A 16,036-nucleotide genomic window follows, 5' to 3' on the forward strand; every position below is an offset into this window, starting at 1 on the left:
CCCGAAGTTTGGGAGCTTGAATCAGGCAGTCTCAGCAGCCGCAACCAAATCAATGGATCTTGAGCCTCGAGCGTTGATCTCAAGCGGTCTAATCTATTGCTTGTCATTTTTTGGATAATTCAACAATGATCTTGCATAATCGATTTTGTTGAAGCGCTCTTGGATTATCGCAATAGCCTAAGGCTGTAACGCCTCCGGTTGTTGGGATATCAACACGAGCGCCCTTCGCGATAAGAACCGCCCCAGCAACGGGCAGATCGTTATCGATTGCATAATGAAGAGGTGTTCGACCATGATGGTCTTGCACATTAAGTGAAATGCCGAAATCAGCTAATAGAATAATGATTATCGGATTATCTTTATTATAAATACTCGCATGAGCTAAATGTGAGCCCCTACCATAGCGGAGCGAACGCAATCGCTCCAAATCCTCATCTAATAAGGCTTCAGCAACTTGCCGCGGACTGCCCTCGGCGACAATAGAAAGAAAAGGATCAAGAGCCTGCGTATGCGCTGGAGCTGAGAGCAATATAGCAGAAAGCGCCAACCCATATTTGCTGAAGCCAAGCCAAAGAAAATTCCTCGGCTGCTCACTGATAATAAATGAACCCATGTAATTAATGCCGGAGCAAAAAGCTTCTTTGCCACAATTGATTAGTCTGATAAATTTTACCAACGGAATAGCCGAAATTTCCAAAGTTGCGTCATTTAATTTCACACCGCACGGTACATATTAATCACGACATTGACATTGCAAAATTTTCTCACAAAAATGATGCGGAAACTGTTACGTTAACATATATTGCCTAAGACATCACTTTCGATTGGCTATTGCCTCGCGGAGAGCTTGGTACATAGAGAAGCACAGATCAACTGTTTTTGCTGCCGAAGCTCTGGAAAAATCTGATGGCGCCTATGATTATCACCTACCCAGCTCACTCGTATTTAGAACTAACTGCTGGGGCGGCCCTTGAACCACGCCTTGCTCCTTGGCCTTCAATGGCCGTGATACTTGGACTTGACCCTCTGAAAGACAATTATAGCTTTTGCAGTTCAGATTGTTCGCTTTTCAACGCCAACGTTGAAGGCAACTACGCTTAGGCTCAAGACCAATTGAACTCAGCGGAAGGGCAGGGTTCGCGGCGCGGAAACCGAGCGGTAAACATGTCTGATCTTTTCTAGCTGAGTGACGTACAGATTGCACGTCTGGAGCCCTATCTTCCGAAGTCCTACGGCAAGCTTCGCGTCAACGACCGACGCGTCCTCGGCGGTATAGTCTTCATCAATGACAAGGGTTGCGATGGCAAGATATGCCAAGAGAATATGGCCCCCACGAGATGCTGTCCAACCGTTGAAAACGTTGGAGCGATAAGGGCATCTTCGCGAGGATGATGGTTGGACTGGCTGCCGGGCACGGCGAGAATAAGACTGTGATCATCGACGCCACCTACTTGAAGGCCCACCGCACGGCGTCCAGTCTATGCGTCAAAAAGGGGGGTGCGGCCGCCTGACTGGACGCACCAAAGGCGGCATGAACACCAAGTTGCACGCCATTTGCGACAGCCAGGGACGTCCGGTGAACCTGTTCGTGCCGGCGAGGCAGGTCAGCGACTATATCGGTGCGCGGGCGCTCTGCGACAGTCTGCCGGATATCGACTGGCTGCGCGGGGACCGCGGCTAAAACGCTGACTGGTTCCGCGACACTTTGAAAGACAAGGGATACGCGCCTGCATGCCTGGTCGGAAACAGCGGAAAATTCCGGTGAAGTATGACAAGCGCCGCTACAAACGCCGAAATCGGATCGAGATCATGTTCGGCAGGCTCAAGGACCGGCGGCGGGTAGCAACGCGCTACGACCGGTGACCGAACGCCTTCCTCTCGGCCATCGCTCTCGCCGCTACGGTCATTTACAGGCTTTGGGTCATGACTCTAGAGCAGCTGCCCGTTGCTCAGACAAGCGCTAAGGTCGGTCAGCTTAGTCTCGTATGAATTATTGGAAGTCGCGGCGGCTGCCGTAGGCCAGTCCGTCGAGCTATGCGGGAACTACCACGCGTGGCAGTGAACGCGGCGACGAATTTGAGGTCCCGAGAAAAGGCCGGCATGAACGAACAGGACGTCACGTCCCGGATCGTTCGGACAGTCAATCGCGGCCAAGGCACAGGCAGTTGCCGCAGTTACGACCAGACCGGGATATCGCCATCGACGGTTGGACCCCCGTTCACTGCTCGAACGACCCGCTCCTCTGCGGCGATCCGAATAAGATGGAACCCCTAAGACCTGCTGATCTCGGCGCTCTCTGAATGTCACATGCTATGTTATCTCCACCTCTCGAGCGACGCTGAGATCATCGTGACAGGCTACGAGGATCATCCCATTGGGCACGGAGAGAGCGCGCCGTCGGGTGCCAGCCGCTTCGTCTCGGCGAACCTCAGGCCGCATATCCGCCTCGCGTGTTCCGTCTCGTTCCCAATTCTCTACGAGGCGACATTTGATACGGGGCGGGCGCAGACTTCATACCGAAACTGTTCCGCACCTATATCGTGCCGACTCAAACCAGTCCGGCCAGCTTGTCGAACGGGTCCCGATCTAGATCGCGGTGCCAGTCGTACTCGATCCCGACCTCAATCGCCTCGGCCGCCGCCTGTCTGTACAATTTCTCCATCACCGCGAGGCTCATGTCGATCCCGGCGGACACGCCCGAGGAGGTGAAAAACTTCTCGTCTTTCACCCATCTGGCTTCCGGGACCCAGTCGACCTTCGGCCCGTAGGGTATCGTCGCCGTGTAATCCTTCTTGTTCGTCGTGGCCCGGCACCCGTCGAGCAGGCCGGTCGTCGCCAGCTGGATTGTCCCGGTGCAGACGGCCATGCCGCATTCGGCTGCGGCCGACCGGCCGACGATCCAATCGTTTAGCGCGGCGTTCGCCGGATCGAGCGGTGCGACGTCGCCGCCCGGAATGAGGATCAGGTCGTAGTCGCCGGGGTCCGAGACCGTTCGGTCCACAGCTAGGCGATCTCCGTGATAGCTCGGGACGGGCTCTATCGTCTCGGCGACGATCACGATCACCGAGCATTTCGAGAGGGCCGAAGAGGTCCAGCGTCTGGAAATCAGAAAAGACCAGGGCGGCGAGCGTTCTCATAGAGAAGATTCAACCTAAAAAAGGCCGGTCATCACACGCCGAAACCGCGGATCCACCATCGGTTCGGGTTCGCCCGGTCCTCGGAATAGTCGGCACGGCTAGCGCAGACCTCGGAGACAATGATGACCGGCTCCTCGTAGGAATGCGCGCCCCGCACCGCCTTGATTGCCCTTGCCAGAACGTCCAGGTCCGCCGGGACGGTGAACGTCAGGACACGGGCGGGCATCGTCACCGTCTCGGCCGTGTCTCCCATCTTCGATCCTTCCACGGGCCGGAAGACCTCGTTGCCGGGACCGGTCTCGAAGGGGCCGCTGGTATAGGTGCCTTAGGCGAGACCGACGGCCTCCGTGACGGACAAGCGAACGCGTTCGTCGTCGCGGTCCGCGAGCTCGACTCGGACGAGCAAGGATCGCTGCAACTTGCATGTCGCGAGGTGATCGTTCGTCTGCTCGATGGTCATCGTCGGATGTCCTTTAGACTTGGAAAGCGGCTGTACCGGGCGCATGAGACGCTTCCGGCCCGCTTGATGACGAGGACACGTGCTTCTCCGACCGGATGAGCCACATGCTCGTCGCCATCCTTCGCGTGGAAGACGTCGCCGGGACCGAGATTGTGGATGCGCTCCTCGCCGTTCTCGCGAACGTGCATCGCGACTTGGCCTGACAGGACGGCGAAGACCTCGGGGCCGTCGTTGACGTGCCAGTGGTAGGGCGCGTCGGTCCAGTGAAGGCGGACGGTCGCATCGCCGATCCGCTCGATGTCCAGCGCGTCCCAAGCGCGGGTTCCGGTGAAGTCGTGCGGGTGGCAGACGTGCATGACGATCTCCCTCACATGTGCCGGGTGTCGCCGTTCTTGTGTCCGCACATCGCGGACCCTGCCACTGGCGATCCGACGATTGGGATCGGCAGATCGAAGGAACGGGACAATGACCGGTGAACTAGATGACACGGGCCGCATGTTGCTGGCGCTTCTAGGCGAGAACGGCCGACGATCCGTTGCGTCCTTGGCGCGCGCTCTGAACTTGTCTCGGACGGCCGTGCAGGATCGCATGGGACGGCTCGAACGGGATGGCTGGATCGAATATATATGGTCCTGACCGAGCGGCCCGTGGCGAATTCGGCGGGCCACCATGCGCTGCTGTTCCTGACGATCGAGACCCGACCCTGCGCTCCGGTCCTGCGTGCGCTGCGCGCGGTCGAGCATGTCGGGACGGTCTGGTCCCTGAGCGGAGCGATCGACGCGGTCGCCGAAGTCCGGGTGGACGATCCGGCCGACCTATCTGTCCTCACGGATCGGATCGCCGCACTTGATGGGATCGGCATGGTGACGTCGCAGATTGTGCTTCAGCAGAAGGGATGAGGTCGTTCATCACGCGACGTTCCGCGTGGTATGATCGACGATATGGCCCACACCTGCGAGAAGGTCGGGCATGACCGATTGGGCCATCGCATCCGTATCTCCGAGTGTCCGACCGTTTGCCGCGCGCATCGAGGCAGCGATCGCGGTTGTTCGCTTTCGCGTCGCAGCGATCTGCGATCCGCAGCCGATCGCCTTCACCCTTAAGGCCGACCGAATCCGGGCGATCCCGCGCTTCGGCTTCGGGGGATCATGCTATGAGACGGACGCGATCACGTTGTCGTTCGATACCAAGAGCCCGAACGTCGAGGCTCATTTGGATGAGACGTTGGAGCGCACCATCGCGCACGAGTACCATCATGCCCTCCGCTGGGGAGGACCGGGCTACGGAGCGAAGCTCGGGGCGGCACTCGTGTCGGAGGGGCTGGCAGGTCACTTCGTCCGACAGATCTACGGCTCCCCGCCCGAACCGTGGGAAAGCGCGCTGGCGGAGGAAGAGCTTGCGCCGTGGCGCGCGAAGGCATTCGATAGGTTCGACGCGCGCGACCATGGCCATGCCAGATGGTTCTTCGGGGCGGACGACCACCCGCCATGGCTGGGCTACACGCTGGGCTATGACATGATCGGCCGCTACCTCGCAGTCCACCCAGACCGGACCGCCCTCGATCTTGCTCACGAGCCCTACGGCGAGTTCAAGAGCGCTTTGATAGGCTAGTGAGTGCCGTACGGGTATAGTCCTTTGAGGCGGACCTTCTACCCGTGCTGGTGAACGGCAAAAACGCTCCGCATAGCGGCCGATCAAGCCTACTTTGTGCCGCTCTCGCGCTAAAGGGCTGTTTTGGAATGCTGCACCGCGGCACAGATCGACCGTGCGAAGGTCCGGTTTGGGCCGATCACCGCCTGAGCGAGATGCGTTCTGGGCCGCCATGATGTAGATGCTCCGACGGCAGCGAAGAGCCCACGCTACCTAATGCCGTGCAATCTCCTAAAGTCCGGTTCAGGGACGAATTGATGCGTAAAGACTGTTGCGATAGGGTCTAACGCAACCCCGCCGACGTTTCAGGATCCAGAGACGGCTCAAATGGAGTGTCATTTCTATTTCATGTCAGTATCCCGTATGAGTGCACCTTTCCCGAACACGACACGCTTGGGGCTCGTCGTTCAAACCTGAAACGGCTGCGGGTGATCCGGATTGCCGGCTTGCACCGAAATTCTTGACTTCTCCATAAGAGACCGAACCGACCATTGGTCTTGCCGCGACCATAAGCATCGGTTTTCAAGTTCAATTCGTTCTGGATGCCGCGTCGTTCGTAGGCTAACTTCCCACTTATTGAAGTTCACGTGATGGGCGCAGTCGTGCCGGCTATGAGTGAACGCCGGGACGGGAGCGGAGAATGTCCGACGACAAGGCGGAGCGGAATCTCCGGACGAGAACGGGAACAGAAGGGCTCGACGAAGTGCTGGGCGGCGGTCTGCCGCCCGAACGGCTCTACCTCGTTGAGGGGACGCCCGGTGCGGGCAAGACGACACTTGCGCTGCGTTTTTTGCTGGAAGGTGCCGCCTGCGGCGAAGCCGGCCTCTACATCACACTGTCCGAGACGAAAGACGAGCTACAGGCGGTCGCCGCCTCGCACGGGTGGTCGCTCTCCGAGCTCGACATCTTTGAGCTCGTGGCGGAAGCGGCGTTCGGCGAGGACCAGGAGCAGTCTTTGCTGCACCCCAGCGATGTGGAGCTTGGTGAGACGGTGCGCGGCGTGATCGCGCAGGTCGATGCGCTCAACCCCCGCCGCGTAGTTCTCGACAGCCTGTCGGAGCTGCGGCTGCTGGCCCAGAACCCACTGCGCTACCGCCGCCAGATCCTTGCGCTCAAGCACTACTTCGCCAAGCGCAATTGTACTGTTCTCGTGCTCGACGACCGGTCGTCCGAGCCGGGGGACCTGCAACTGCATTCGATCGCCCATGGCGTGATCTCGCTGGAGCAGTCGGCCAGCGATTTCGGGGCGGAGCGCCGCCGCTTGCGTGTCGTCAAGATGCGGGGCCTGCGGTACCGCGGCGGCTTCCACGATTTCACCATCGAGCCGGGCGGGATTGTGGTCTATCCGCGCCTCGTCGCGGCCCAGCATCGGCGCAGCTTCTCGTCCGACACCGTCGGGACGGGACTGCCCGCGCTCGACGCGTTGCTGGGCGGTGGCCTCGCGCCGGGGACGAACGCGCTGCTGGCCGGGCCCGCGGGCGTCGGTAAGACGACGACGGCGGTGCGCTGCATGATCGCAGCCCTGGAGCGAGGCACGAAGGCGGCCTACTACCTGTTCGACGAGCGGCTTTCGACGCTGATGGTGCGGTGCGCCGCACTCGGTATGGATCTCGCCCCCTACATCGAGGCCGGCCAGCTGACGATCCGCCAGATCGACCCGGCGGAGCTTTCACCGGGGGAGTTTGCCGGAACCGTGAGGAAAGCGGTCGAGGACGACGGCGCAGGCTTCATCGTGATCGACAGCCTCAATGCCTACCTTCACGCCATGCCCAGCGACACCTTCCTGGTGCTTCAGATGCACGAGCTTCTGAGCTACCTCAGCCAGCAGGGCGTCGTGGCGATGATGGTGCTGGGCCAACACGGGATCATGGGCGACCTGCGCTCGGATGTGGATGTCAGCTATCTCGCCGACACGATCATGCTGCTGCGCTTCTTCGAGGCCGGGGGGTTGGTGCGCAAGTCCATGGCGGTGGTCAAGACCCGCACCTCCGACCACGAGCGTGCGATCCGCGAGTTCTCGATCGGGCCCGGCGGCATTGTCATAGGCGAACCGATGCGGCGCTTCACCGGCATCCTCGCGGGCCAACCCCGCTACGTCGGCGAGAACGGCGAAGCGTTGATGACGGACGGAAGGGGCAACGAGGCGACGAATGACGGCGCATGAGGCGATGTCCGGACGGGCGGTCGCGATCCTGGCTCCGCGGGGGCGCGATGCGTCGGTGGCGCGGGACCTGCTGACCGGCGAAGGCATCGCAGCATTCGTCGTCGACTCGCTCGAGCAATTGGCAGCCGCGGTGCAGGACGACCTGGGGGCCGTCCTATTGACCGAGGAGTCGCTCGCAGGACCCGAGGAGGCCGCGCTCCGCAAGGCCGTTGCCGCGCAACCGATCTGGTCGGATCTTCCCTTCATCGTCTTGACGAATGGCGGGTCCGGCGCGCGCACGGATGCCACCCGCGCTCGTATCGACGCGCTCGGCAACGCCGTGCTGATTGCCCGCCCGCTCCACGCGGATACCCTGCTTCGGGCCGCGCGTTCAGCGCTGGACGCCCGCCGCCGGCAATTCGAGGCGCGTCTGCGCATGGACGAGCTGCACCGGCGCGAGGCCGATCTGCGTGAGAGCGAGTCGAAATTCCACGCCATCACCGACTTCATCGATCAGATGGTCTGGTCAACGCTGCCCGACGGCTACCACGACTACTACAACCGCCGGTGGTACGAGTTCACCGGCATGCCCGACGGGTCGACCGACGGCGAGGCGTGGAACGGCGTCTTCCATCCCGAAGACCAGGACCGCGCATGGGACTCCTGGCGGCATTCGCTCGAAACCGGCGATCCCTACGAGATCGAGTACCGGCTGCGGCATCGTTCGGGCGAATACCGATGGGTCCTTGGGCGGGCACAGCCCGTGCGCGGTGAGGACGGCGCGATCCTGCGCTGGTACGGCACCTGCACAGACATCCACGACGAGGTGCTTGCGCGTGACGAGACGCTGGCGCGCAGCCGCGCCGAGCGGGACGTGCTGTGGAACGGGGCGCGCGATCTCTTTGCCATCATCGGGGCCGACGGGGTCTATCGCGACGTGAACCCGCGCTGGACCGATGTTCTGGGCTATGCCCCGGACGAGTTGATCGGCCACCACTTCGACGTCGTGATCCACGACGAGGATGTGCCCCGCGCACATGAGAAGTTCGCCGCCGTCGTCGCGGACCGGCCCATCTTTGACCTCCTCTTGCGCATCCGCCGGAAGGACGGTGGCTACCTCGAGGTCGAGTGGAACGCGGGTAAGGACGGGGACTCGGTCTTCGCCTCGGGTCGCGACGTGACCGAGCGGATGCGGCGCAAAGCCGCCCTCGTCGCCAGCGAGGCCGCACTGCGCCAGAGCCAGAAGCTCGAGACGATCGGCCAGTTGACGGGGGGCGTGGCGCACGACTTCAACAACCTCCTGATGGCAATCCGGTCCAGCCTGGACCTGCTGGGGTCGCGTCTGGATCCCGACGACGGCCGCGCCATCGCCCTTCTGGACAACGCCAGGACCGCAGCGATGCGCGGCGCGAGCCTCACGCAGCGCATGCTGGCCTTCGCCCGCAAGCAGGAACTCGACGCCGCCGCGGTCGACGTCGCGGTACTGCTGCCGGGCCTGAAGGACCTGATTGCCCGGTCGATCGGTCCCCAGATCGCGATCGAATTGCAGATCTCGCCGGACGTGCCGCCGGCCTTCGTGGACGCGAACCAGCTCGAAATGGCGATCCTGAACCTCGCCGTGAACGCCCGCGACGCGATGGACGGCGAGGGGCGTCTGGAGATCGGGCTGGCGCGGACGGTCGTAAACGAGGCAGAAGGCGCCATCCTTAGCCTCAAACCCGGGGCCTACGTGCGCATCGACGTGACCGACACGGGCGCGGGCATGGATACCGCGACACTCGCTCAGGCGATGGAGCCGTTCTTCACCACCAAGGGCGTCGGCGAGGGCACGGGCCTGGGCTTGTCCATGGTGCACGGGCTCGCCGCGCAGTCGGGCGGCACCTTTCGCATGGACAGCACACCGGGCGTGGGCACGACCGCGAAGCTGTACCTCCCCGTCGCCGCCACGCCCGCCGCGCCTGCGACGGTGCCCGAACCCACGCCCGCCCTGACCCGGGAGCCGTCTGCCGGCGCGCGCGCGCTGACCGTTCTGGCGGTGGACGACGACGTCCTCGTGCTCATGGGTACGGTCGGCCTTCTGGAGGACATGGGCCACGCGGTGATCGAAGCCAGCTCCGCGCATGAGGCGCTCAACCTCTTCGAGGCGCATCCCGAGATCGACCTCGTCGTCACCGATCAGGCCATGCCCAAGATGACGGGCGTCGAGCTGGCTTCCAACCTTCGCGCGCGTCGCCCTGGGATCGCTATCATCCTGGCGACGGGTTATTCCGAGATGCCCGAAGGCGCGGGCGGGAACGTATCCACCCGCCTGGAAAAGCCGTTCGGCCCCGCCGACCTCACCCGCGCGATCGCGGAGGTGATGTAGCTGATTGCCGCCACCGGACGCTCTTGCCGATAGCATCCGAACTCGTGCGGAATCGCGGCCACGATGTCAGGCGCTGCAGGAGTCGGGCATCGGATGCTTCTCCTCCTGCCGCGATCCGTAAGTCGTACGCTCTAACCAACGGTAAACGTAGGCCGGTCTGCCTCAAGCGCCGTACGAGGTGCGGCCCGACGCAACAATATCGCATGGACGGGCCTGCGGGCTAGGTCGCCTGTCTTTACCGGTGGAACCACATCATCACGTTGCAGCAGCGCGCGATCTTTTCGCCCGCAGTGCTGCTCAACGCCTCGCCAGGCGCGAACGACTTCCTCGCGTTCGTGTCCGCGACGGGCGCGGGCTGGCGGGCGGCGGCGCAGGGCATCCTCGGGCGTCTTGGGGGCTTGAGCGATGCTGGTCGTGCTGATTTTATTCGGCCTCGATGCGGCCCGACGGATCTCAGAGACAGCTTTCGTCGTGCTGAAATAGGTCGGTGTAGCATACCTCCTCTACCTCTTAGCGGAGGGGTTACCCCTATGCCGATCGCACCCTGCCGATCCGGCATGTCGATGCCGATCACCGAGCGTCCGCGATCGACAGCCCGGTCGATCATCGGATCAATCCCTGACAAGTCGTATAAGATGATCGCGTTCAATGCCGCGACGGCGAGCGCCACCGGGGGGTGGGGCCAGTCGTTCCTTTCGTTCGGAACGGCTGGTCGTAGGAGAAGTCCGATCTGTTGCTCTTGGTATGCGTCGGTCAACGCGCTTATAAATGCTCGGACGAAGTCATCCTCCGGCAGGTGGGTCATAGGTTGCGGGACGTAGAGCGCGACGACACCTGAGTGCCCGGTCCGCAGAGAGCGGGTCGGGGCGGTTGAAGGCGTTCGACACGGTGGTGATCAAGACGCCGAGCGACCAAAGCGACATCGGCAAGGCGCTTGCCCGAAGGGCGGGCGTCAATGTGTGCCGGTCGCCCATCGTCCGTTTCCGTCACCGACCAGCCTCCGCTCGCACTCGACCTGAATCGACGCTTTTCTTTTAGAAATAGGGGGCCCTGAACATCCTGGTTTCATATCGAACACAGACGTTTTTAGTAGGTTTGGTTCAAATTAGCGCCGATGCTTCGAAAATTAGACATGCTGTCCCGCCATCTTGGGGTCCATTTCACATCAGCTTGGATAGATTGTCGGCGAACGAACGAGCCGATCTTTGAAAAAGTCAGGGACCGAAAGCGATCCCAAGCAATGACGGATTCGTTCGCAGGGATGATCTTCTCTGTCGTGAGAGTTCAACCGACAGGCAGCATGCCATTTAGCTCCTGAAGTTGGTCGATCAAAATTCGATCTTCTACCGGTTTTCTTCCGCCATCTTCGGGTGGATCCCGGTCGGCGACGTCGCCGGCTCCGCCGCAAGCTTGGCCTCGAACCTGAGCCGGAGGGTATACCGCTCAAGTTTTATGCGTTGGCAAATCTCGAAACATGGTGCGACGTTAGGTAATGCTGGCTATCCGCGCCTTCGCACAGAACCCTGCCGACCAGACAGCCGTAACCATGACCGGAACGCGGCAGAAAATCGCTGAAAACGAGGTATCTTCATGTCGCTCATCATATCCGCTGTCTTCGACGGACCGCTCACCGGTGGGGTTCCCAAAGGGATCGAGCTCTACGTGACGCAGGACATCGCTGACCTGTCCCGCTTCGGAATCGGCGGCGCGAATAACGGGGGCGGGACCGACGGTGAGGAATTTACCTTCCCGGCCGTGTCCGCGACCGCAGGCGATTATCTCTACATCGGCAGTGAGGCGGAGAGCTTTGCGGCGTTCTTCGGTTTCGCACCCGATTACACCAGTTCGGCGGTCAACGTGAACGGCGACGACGCGATCGAGCTTTTCGAGGACGGCAGCGTGATCGACACGCTCGGCGACCCGAATGTGGACGGAACGGATCAGCCGTGGGAGTATCTTGACGGCTGGGCCGCGCGGTTGCCTGGCTCCACCGCCGGTGCATTCGACCCGACGCAATGGCAATTCTCGGGCCCCGACGCGTTGGACGGTGAGACGACGAATGCTTCCGCTCAGACGCCGATCCCCCTGGGCACATTCACCGGTGAGCCGCCCGCGCCCCCCGTTCGCACGATCACCATCAACGAGATCGACGCGGACAACCCCAGCACCGACAGCGCGGAATTCATCGAACTGTATGATGGCGGTGCGGGGGGCACGTCTCTGGACGGGCTGACCATCGTCCTGTTCAACGGCAGCAACGAAAGCGTCTACGATACGATCTCCCTCGACGGGCAGGTCACGAATGAGGACGGTTTCTTCGTCATCGGGTCCGCCGATGTGCCAAATGTGGACCTTGCGGCGTTCACCACCAATGGACTTCAGAACGGGGCCGATGCCGTCGCCCTCTACGATGGTGCCGTGCCGGATGCGCCGACAACCGACGGTCTGGTCGATGCGATCGTCTATGGCACCGACGACGACGACGACCCTGAGTTGCTTGCTGCTCTTGGCTTGACCCAACAGGTGAACGAGGCTGGGAACGGCGACTCCACTACAGATGCCATTGCCCGCGATCCCGATGGGACAGGCGAGTTTGTCGTACAGGCACCGACCCCCGGCGCGACCAATGTGGTCCAGCCGCCGGCGGAAATCACATTGATCAGTACGATTCAGGGCGCGATCGGCACACAGGACGGTGCGCAGATCGGCGTGGACGACCGCAGCCTCCTCGTGGATCAGGTCGTAACGATCCGCGCGATCGTGACCGCCGACTTCCAGGACAACCTTCTGGGCGCGAACGGGGACCTCAACGGCTTTTATCTGCAAGAGGAAGTCACCGACTACGATTTCAACGACCTGACGTCTGAAGGTATTTTCATCTTCGACGGGTTCGATCCCGACGTCGACGTCAACATCGGCGACTTGGTGGAAGTCACCGGCACCGTGGCCGAATTCAACGGAGAAACGCAGATCAGCGCCGCCTTCGTGACTGTCCTCGATACCGATCAGATGGTGCCCGATGCGGTGGAGGTCATGTTCCCGACCGCGACCGTCGCGCTGGACGACGACGGTGGATACGTCGCCAACCTCGAAGCCTATGAAGGTATGTTGGTCACCATTCCGACCGATATGGTCGTCACCGAATTGTTCAACCTCGACCGCTTCGGCCAATACAGCGTGACCGAGGGGGAGCGTCCGACCCAGTTCACCCAGACGAACGACCCGGATGCGGAAGGCAACGATGCCTATCTGCAGGACGTCGCTACACGAACCATCGTCCTCGACGACGGACAATCGGCGCAGAACCCCGACGAGATCCGGATCATCGACGGAAATGACGGCGTCCTCACCAGCGATGACGCGTTTCGCATGGGCGATACGATCACCGACATCACCGGCGTCGTCGCATATTCCTTCGACGAATTCCGCATCAACGCGCCCACCGGCACATACACCGAAACCAACCCCCGGCCGGAAGAACCCGACGAGATTGGCGGCAACTTCAAGGTCGCGAGCCTGAACGTCCTGAATTATTTCACCACCATCGATGAGCCGGGCATCGCCACCGACAACGGGTCCGATCCGCGCGGGGCCGACAGCGTGCTGGAGTTCGAGCGGCAGGCCGAAAAGCTCGTGAACGCCATCGTCGAGATGGACGCCGCCGTGGTCGGCCTGATCGAGATCGAGAACGACTTCGCCGGGGATACCTTCGCGATCAAGGATCTCGTGGATCGCGTAAACACGCAGCTGGGTTCGGAGGTCTATGCCTTCGTGGATCCCGGTCAGGAATTCATCGGTGGCGACGCCATCTCCAACGGGCTGATCTATAAGCAGAACGAAGTTGCGCTGAACGGTGACCTGGCGATCCTTGAAACCTTCGAGGGCCGCAATTTCCTCGATCCGCTCGATGCCGGTCGCGACCTGAACCGCCCCGCCATTGCGCAGACCTTCACGGACCTCGATACCGGCGAGACAATCACGGTCTCCGTCAACCACCTGAAGTCCAAGGGCTCCTTGTCCGGCCTCGACGTCGACGTGGCGCAGGGCGATGGGCAAGGCAACAACAACGCCACCCGTGCGGCCGCCGCAGATATCCTGGGGGATTGGATCAACAGCGATCCAACGGGCCAGGGCGCGGAAAACATTCTGATCCTGGGCGATCTCAACGCCTACGCTCAGGAGGATCCGATCAGGGAATTGGAGGCCGATGGCTTCACCGACCTTGCCGCGCAGGAACTTGGTGACGATGCCTATTCCTTCGTCTTCGACGGCCTTATCGGCACGCTGGATTATGCCTTGGCCAACGACGCGCTTGCCGAGATGTTGGTGGGTGTCACCGAATGGCACATCAATGCGGACGAGGCGGACGCCATCGATTACAACCTCGACTTCGGGCGCGATCCGGATCTTTTCGACGGGGATACGCCGGCACGCAATTCCGACCACGATCCGGTCATCGTCAGCTTCGATTTCGCCCCGGCGCTCAACCTGATCGCCGGCACGGAGGAGCGTGATTACATCATCGCGACCGAAGGCAGTGACGAAATCAGGGCCGGCGGCGGCAGGGACTTCGTCCTCGCCCTCGGAGGAGACGATCTGGTCTTCGGTGACGACGGCCGCGACAGGATCATCGGCGGTGAAGGCAACGACAGCATCTTCGGCGGCGCAGGCGAAGACCGCCTGTTCGGCGGTAACGGTGATGACGAACTCGACGGCGGCAGCGGTCGCGATCGGATCTACGGTGGTGACGGTGACGACCGCATCGCCGGAGGGGGCGGGACGAAGGATATGGTCTGGGGCGGCGAAGGCGCAGACACGTTCATCTTCTCCGCCGAGATCGCAAACGACGGGTCGCGCGACAAGACGAAGATCTTCGACTTCGACGTGGATGCGGACCTTCTCGATCTGGGCGGTGCCGAGATCGCGCGCGTCAACGAGACGTCCGGCTTCACGCGCATTACTCTGGAGGGCGGTGACGAGATCACCCTGCTCGGTGTGCAGAACGCCGATGAGATCGTCTTCGTCGACGAATTGGCGTTCGTCTAACTCAACGACCGGATCGGGGCTGCAGGTGTGGCTCCGATCCGAACCATTCGATCGACCCAGGTGTTAGATCCAAAGGATGCCTCCTCTCCTTCGGCGGCGTTCGGTTTCCCGCCTCAGTGAAGGCGATATCGCCGATCCCATCATTCTGCTCGGCGGGTTTTTACCATTCTCCGACGATCCGAAGGTGTCCTGATCGGATATGCGAGTGCCGTTGAGCAGCGCGCTCCTCCTATACTCAATCGCGCAGAATGCGGCTCAGAACCCCATTCATCCGTCTCGAAACGCTGCGACGGCCAGCGATGGTCCCCGGCCTGGGCTCGGCAGGAGTTCGCCAAACCCCCTCCCGTTTCGTCTGGCCATCGCACGACAATATGTTATAACGTAACATGACGGTGCCGAGGGGGAGAAAGAATGCGGCAGCACACGCTCGGACGACAGCATCCCGACACGCTCGACCCGTGCCGATTGCCATTCGGTCGAAGGTCATGCCGGTCAAATCTCGACTCAGATCAACCGATGCTGACCCGCCTGCCGGGCTTTGTTCCAATCAGAAGATCGCCTTGGCGCACGATCGCTGCGCGGACTTCCATGACTTTGATTATCTTTTTCAAACCTTCCGGAGAACATGCCATGAAACCGACGATCCCCCTCCTTCTCGCCATCGCCGCTGGCCCTGCGTTTGCGCAGGAGACACGACAGATGGACGCGCATGAGCACGGCGTCGGAAGTTTGAATATCGCCGTGGACGGCAGCACGTTGGCGATGGAGTTTCATGCTCCGGGTGCGGATATCGTGGGCTTTGAATACGTCGCCGAAACGGATGCCGACCGCGCGTCCGTCGAGGAGGCGGTCGTGACGCTTGGGCAGCCACTCGACCTCTTCGTCGTGCCAACCGCCGCCGGGTGCACCGTTACGCAAGCCGCAGCTGAGCTGGAGGTCGAAGGCGCACACGACGATGAAGAGATGCACGGGGAAGACGACCACGGTCACGCGGAGGAAGGCCATTCCGACGAAGACGACGACGCGGCCGCTTCGCATACCGAGTTCCACGCCGAGTATCAGCTGGACTGCACCGATCCTTCGGCCCTGACCGAGATGACCTTCCCCTATTTCGAGACGTTCGAAAACGCGCGCGAACTCGAGGTGCAGATCGTGACAGGCAGCGGTGCACAGGCCTTCGAGGTGATGCGGGATACGCCGTCGCTCGACCTATCCGGCCTGTTCTGACCTTGGAC

At 61.5% G+C, this 16,036-nt stretch carries 13 protein-coding genes; 9 read left to right on the plus strand and 4 right to left on the minus strand.

Annotated elements, in window-relative coordinates:
* Positions 1-103 precede the first annotated feature (103 nt).
* Positions 104-718 carry an ankyrin repeat domain-containing protein gene (locus JDO7802_RS17935; protein WP_144430550.1) on the minus strand — a complete coding sequence of 205 codons (615 nt, stop codon included), beginning with the start codon at positions 716-718 and terminating at the stop codon, positions 104-106.
* A gap of 813 nt (positions 719-1,531) precedes the next feature.
* Here JDO7802_RS17935 and JDO7802_RS18825 point away from each other — a divergent pair.
* Positions 1,532-1,681: a hypothetical protein gene (locus tag JDO7802_RS18825; RefSeq protein WP_368730336.1), complete on the plus strand. Its 150-nt coding sequence runs from the start codon at positions 1,532-1,534 to the stop codon at positions 1,679-1,681.
* Positions 1,682-1,689: 8 nt separating this feature from the next.
* Positions 1,690-1,863 (plus strand): transposase, encoded by a 174-nt coding sequence (locus JDO7802_RS18830; RefSeq protein ID WP_368730338.1) that lies wholly within the window; start codon positions 1,690-1,692, stop codon positions 1,861-1,863.
* A 685-nt stretch (positions 1,864-2,548) separates the two neighbouring features.
* Here JDO7802_RS18830 and JDO7802_RS07340 read toward each other — a convergent pair.
* The 3 genes from JDO7802_RS07340 to JDO7802_RS07350 all read right to left on the minus strand — a co-directional run bounded on the left by JDO7802_RS07340 (position 2,549) and on the right by JDO7802_RS07350 (position 3,953).
* Positions 2,549-3,001: a DJ-1/PfpI family protein gene (locus tag JDO7802_RS07340; protein WP_245624141.1), complete on the minus strand. Its 453-nt coding sequence runs from the start codon at positions 2,999-3,001 to the stop codon at positions 2,549-2,551.
* Positions 3,002-3,168: 167 nt separating this feature from the next.
* Positions 3,169-3,390 carry a hypothetical protein gene (locus tag JDO7802_RS07345; protein ID WP_055084078.1) on the minus strand — a complete coding sequence of 74 codons (222 nt, stop codon included), beginning with the start codon at positions 3,388-3,390 and terminating at the stop codon, positions 3,169-3,171.
* Between the two features lie 203 nt (positions 3,391-3,593).
* Positions 3,594-3,953 carry a cupin domain-containing protein gene (locus JDO7802_RS07350; protein WP_055084080.1) on the minus strand — a complete coding sequence of 120 codons (360 nt, stop codon included), beginning with the start codon at positions 3,951-3,953 and terminating at the stop codon, positions 3,594-3,596.
* A gap of 109 nt (positions 3,954-4,062) precedes the next feature.
* Between JDO7802_RS07350 and JDO7802_RS18835 the strand changes: the two genes are divergently transcribed.
* The 7 genes from JDO7802_RS18835 (at position 4,063) to JDO7802_RS07380 (ending at position 16,028) form a co-directional block, all read left to right on the plus strand.
* Entirely contained in the window at positions 4,063-4,233 is a 171-nt protein-coding gene (locus JDO7802_RS18835) for an Lrp/AsnC family transcriptional regulator (protein ID WP_083481064.1), read from the plus strand.
* On the plus strand, positions 4,224-4,496 hold the full coding sequence (locus tag JDO7802_RS07355; protein WP_055084082.1) for an Lrp/AsnC ligand binding domain-containing protein: 273 nt from the start codon (positions 4,224-4,226) through the stop codon (positions 4,494-4,496). The genes JDO7802_RS18835 and JDO7802_RS07355 overlap by 10 nt, the downstream gene beginning before the upstream one ends.
* Positions 4,497-4,566: 70 nt before the next feature.
* Positions 4,567-5,208, plus strand: coding sequence for a DUF2268 domain-containing putative Zn-dependent protease (locus JDO7802_RS07360; protein WP_055084084.1), 642 nt, complete (start codon positions 4,567-4,569; stop codon positions 5,206-5,208).
* Between the two features lie 679 nt (positions 5,209-5,887).
* Positions 5,888-7,411, plus strand: coding sequence for an ATPase domain-containing protein (locus JDO7802_RS07365; protein WP_055084086.1), 1,524 nt, complete (start codon positions 5,888-5,890; stop codon positions 7,409-7,411).
* Positions 7,398-9,755 carry a hybrid sensor histidine kinase/response regulator gene (locus tag JDO7802_RS07370; protein ID WP_055084087.1) on the plus strand — a complete coding sequence of 786 codons (2,358 nt, stop codon included), beginning with the start codon at positions 7,398-7,400 and terminating at the stop codon, positions 9,753-9,755. The genes JDO7802_RS07365 and JDO7802_RS07370 overlap by 14 nt, the downstream gene beginning before the upstream one ends.
* 1,590 nt (positions 9,756-11,345) lie before the next feature.
* A complete protein-coding gene (locus tag JDO7802_RS07375) occupies positions 11,346-14,801 on the plus strand; it encodes an ExeM/NucH family extracellular endonuclease (protein WP_055084089.1) in 3,456 nt (1,151 codons plus the stop codon).
* A 630-nt stretch (positions 14,802-15,431) separates the two neighbouring features.
* Positions 15,432-16,028: a DUF2796 domain-containing protein gene (locus JDO7802_RS07380; protein WP_055084091.1), complete on the plus strand. Its 597-nt coding sequence runs from the start codon at positions 15,432-15,434 to the stop codon at positions 16,026-16,028.
* Positions 16,029-16,036 lie beyond the last annotated feature (8 nt).

Origin of the sequence: Jannaschia donghaensis (genome assembly GCF_001403795.1) — a bacterium.
In the GTDB taxonomy this organism is placed as follows: Bacteria; Pseudomonadota; Alphaproteobacteria; order Rhodobacterales; family Rhodobacteraceae; genus Jannaschia; species Jannaschia donghaensis.

What these genes read in the sequence shown, in the direction of transcription:
- JDO7802_RS18825 (WP_368730336.1), top strand. Translation starts at nt 1,532, where the DNA reads ATGAACACCAAGTTGCACGCCATTTGCGACAGCCAGGGACGTCCGGTG.
- JDO7802_RS07345 (WP_055084078.1), bottom strand. Translation starts at nt 3,390, where the DNA reads ATGGGAGACACGGCCGAGACGGTGACGATGCCCGCCCGTGTCCTGACG.
- JDO7802_RS07350 (WP_055084080.1), bottom strand. Translation starts at nt 3,953, where the DNA reads ATGCACGTCTGCCACCCGCACGACTTCACCGGAACCCGCGCTTGGGAC.
- JDO7802_RS18835 (WP_083481064.1), top strand. Translation starts at nt 4,063, where the DNA reads ATGACCGGTGAACTAGATGACACGGGCCGCATGTTGCTGGCGCTTCTA.
- JDO7802_RS07355 (WP_055084082.1), top strand. Translation starts at nt 4,224, where the DNA reads ATGGTCCTGACCGAGCGGCCCGTGGCGAATTCGGCGGGCCACCATGCG.
- JDO7802_RS07360 (WP_055084084.1), top strand. Translation starts at nt 4,567, where the DNA reads ATGACCGATTGGGCCATCGCATCCGTATCTCCGAGTGTCCGACCGTTT.
- JDO7802_RS07365 (WP_055084086.1), top strand. Translation starts at nt 5,888, where the DNA reads ATGTCCGACGACAAGGCGGAGCGGAATCTCCGGACGAGAACGGGAACA.
- JDO7802_RS07370 (WP_055084087.1), top strand. Translation starts at nt 7,398, where the DNA reads ATGACGGCGCATGAGGCGATGTCCGGACGGGCGGTCGCGATCCTGGCT.
- JDO7802_RS07375 (WP_055084089.1), top strand. Translation starts at nt 11,346, where the DNA reads ATGTCGCTCATCATATCCGCTGTCTTCGACGGACCGCTCACCGGTGGG.
- JDO7802_RS07380 (WP_055084091.1), top strand. Translation starts at nt 15,432, where the DNA reads ATGAAACCGACGATCCCCCTCCTTCTCGCCATCGCCGCTGGCCCTGCG.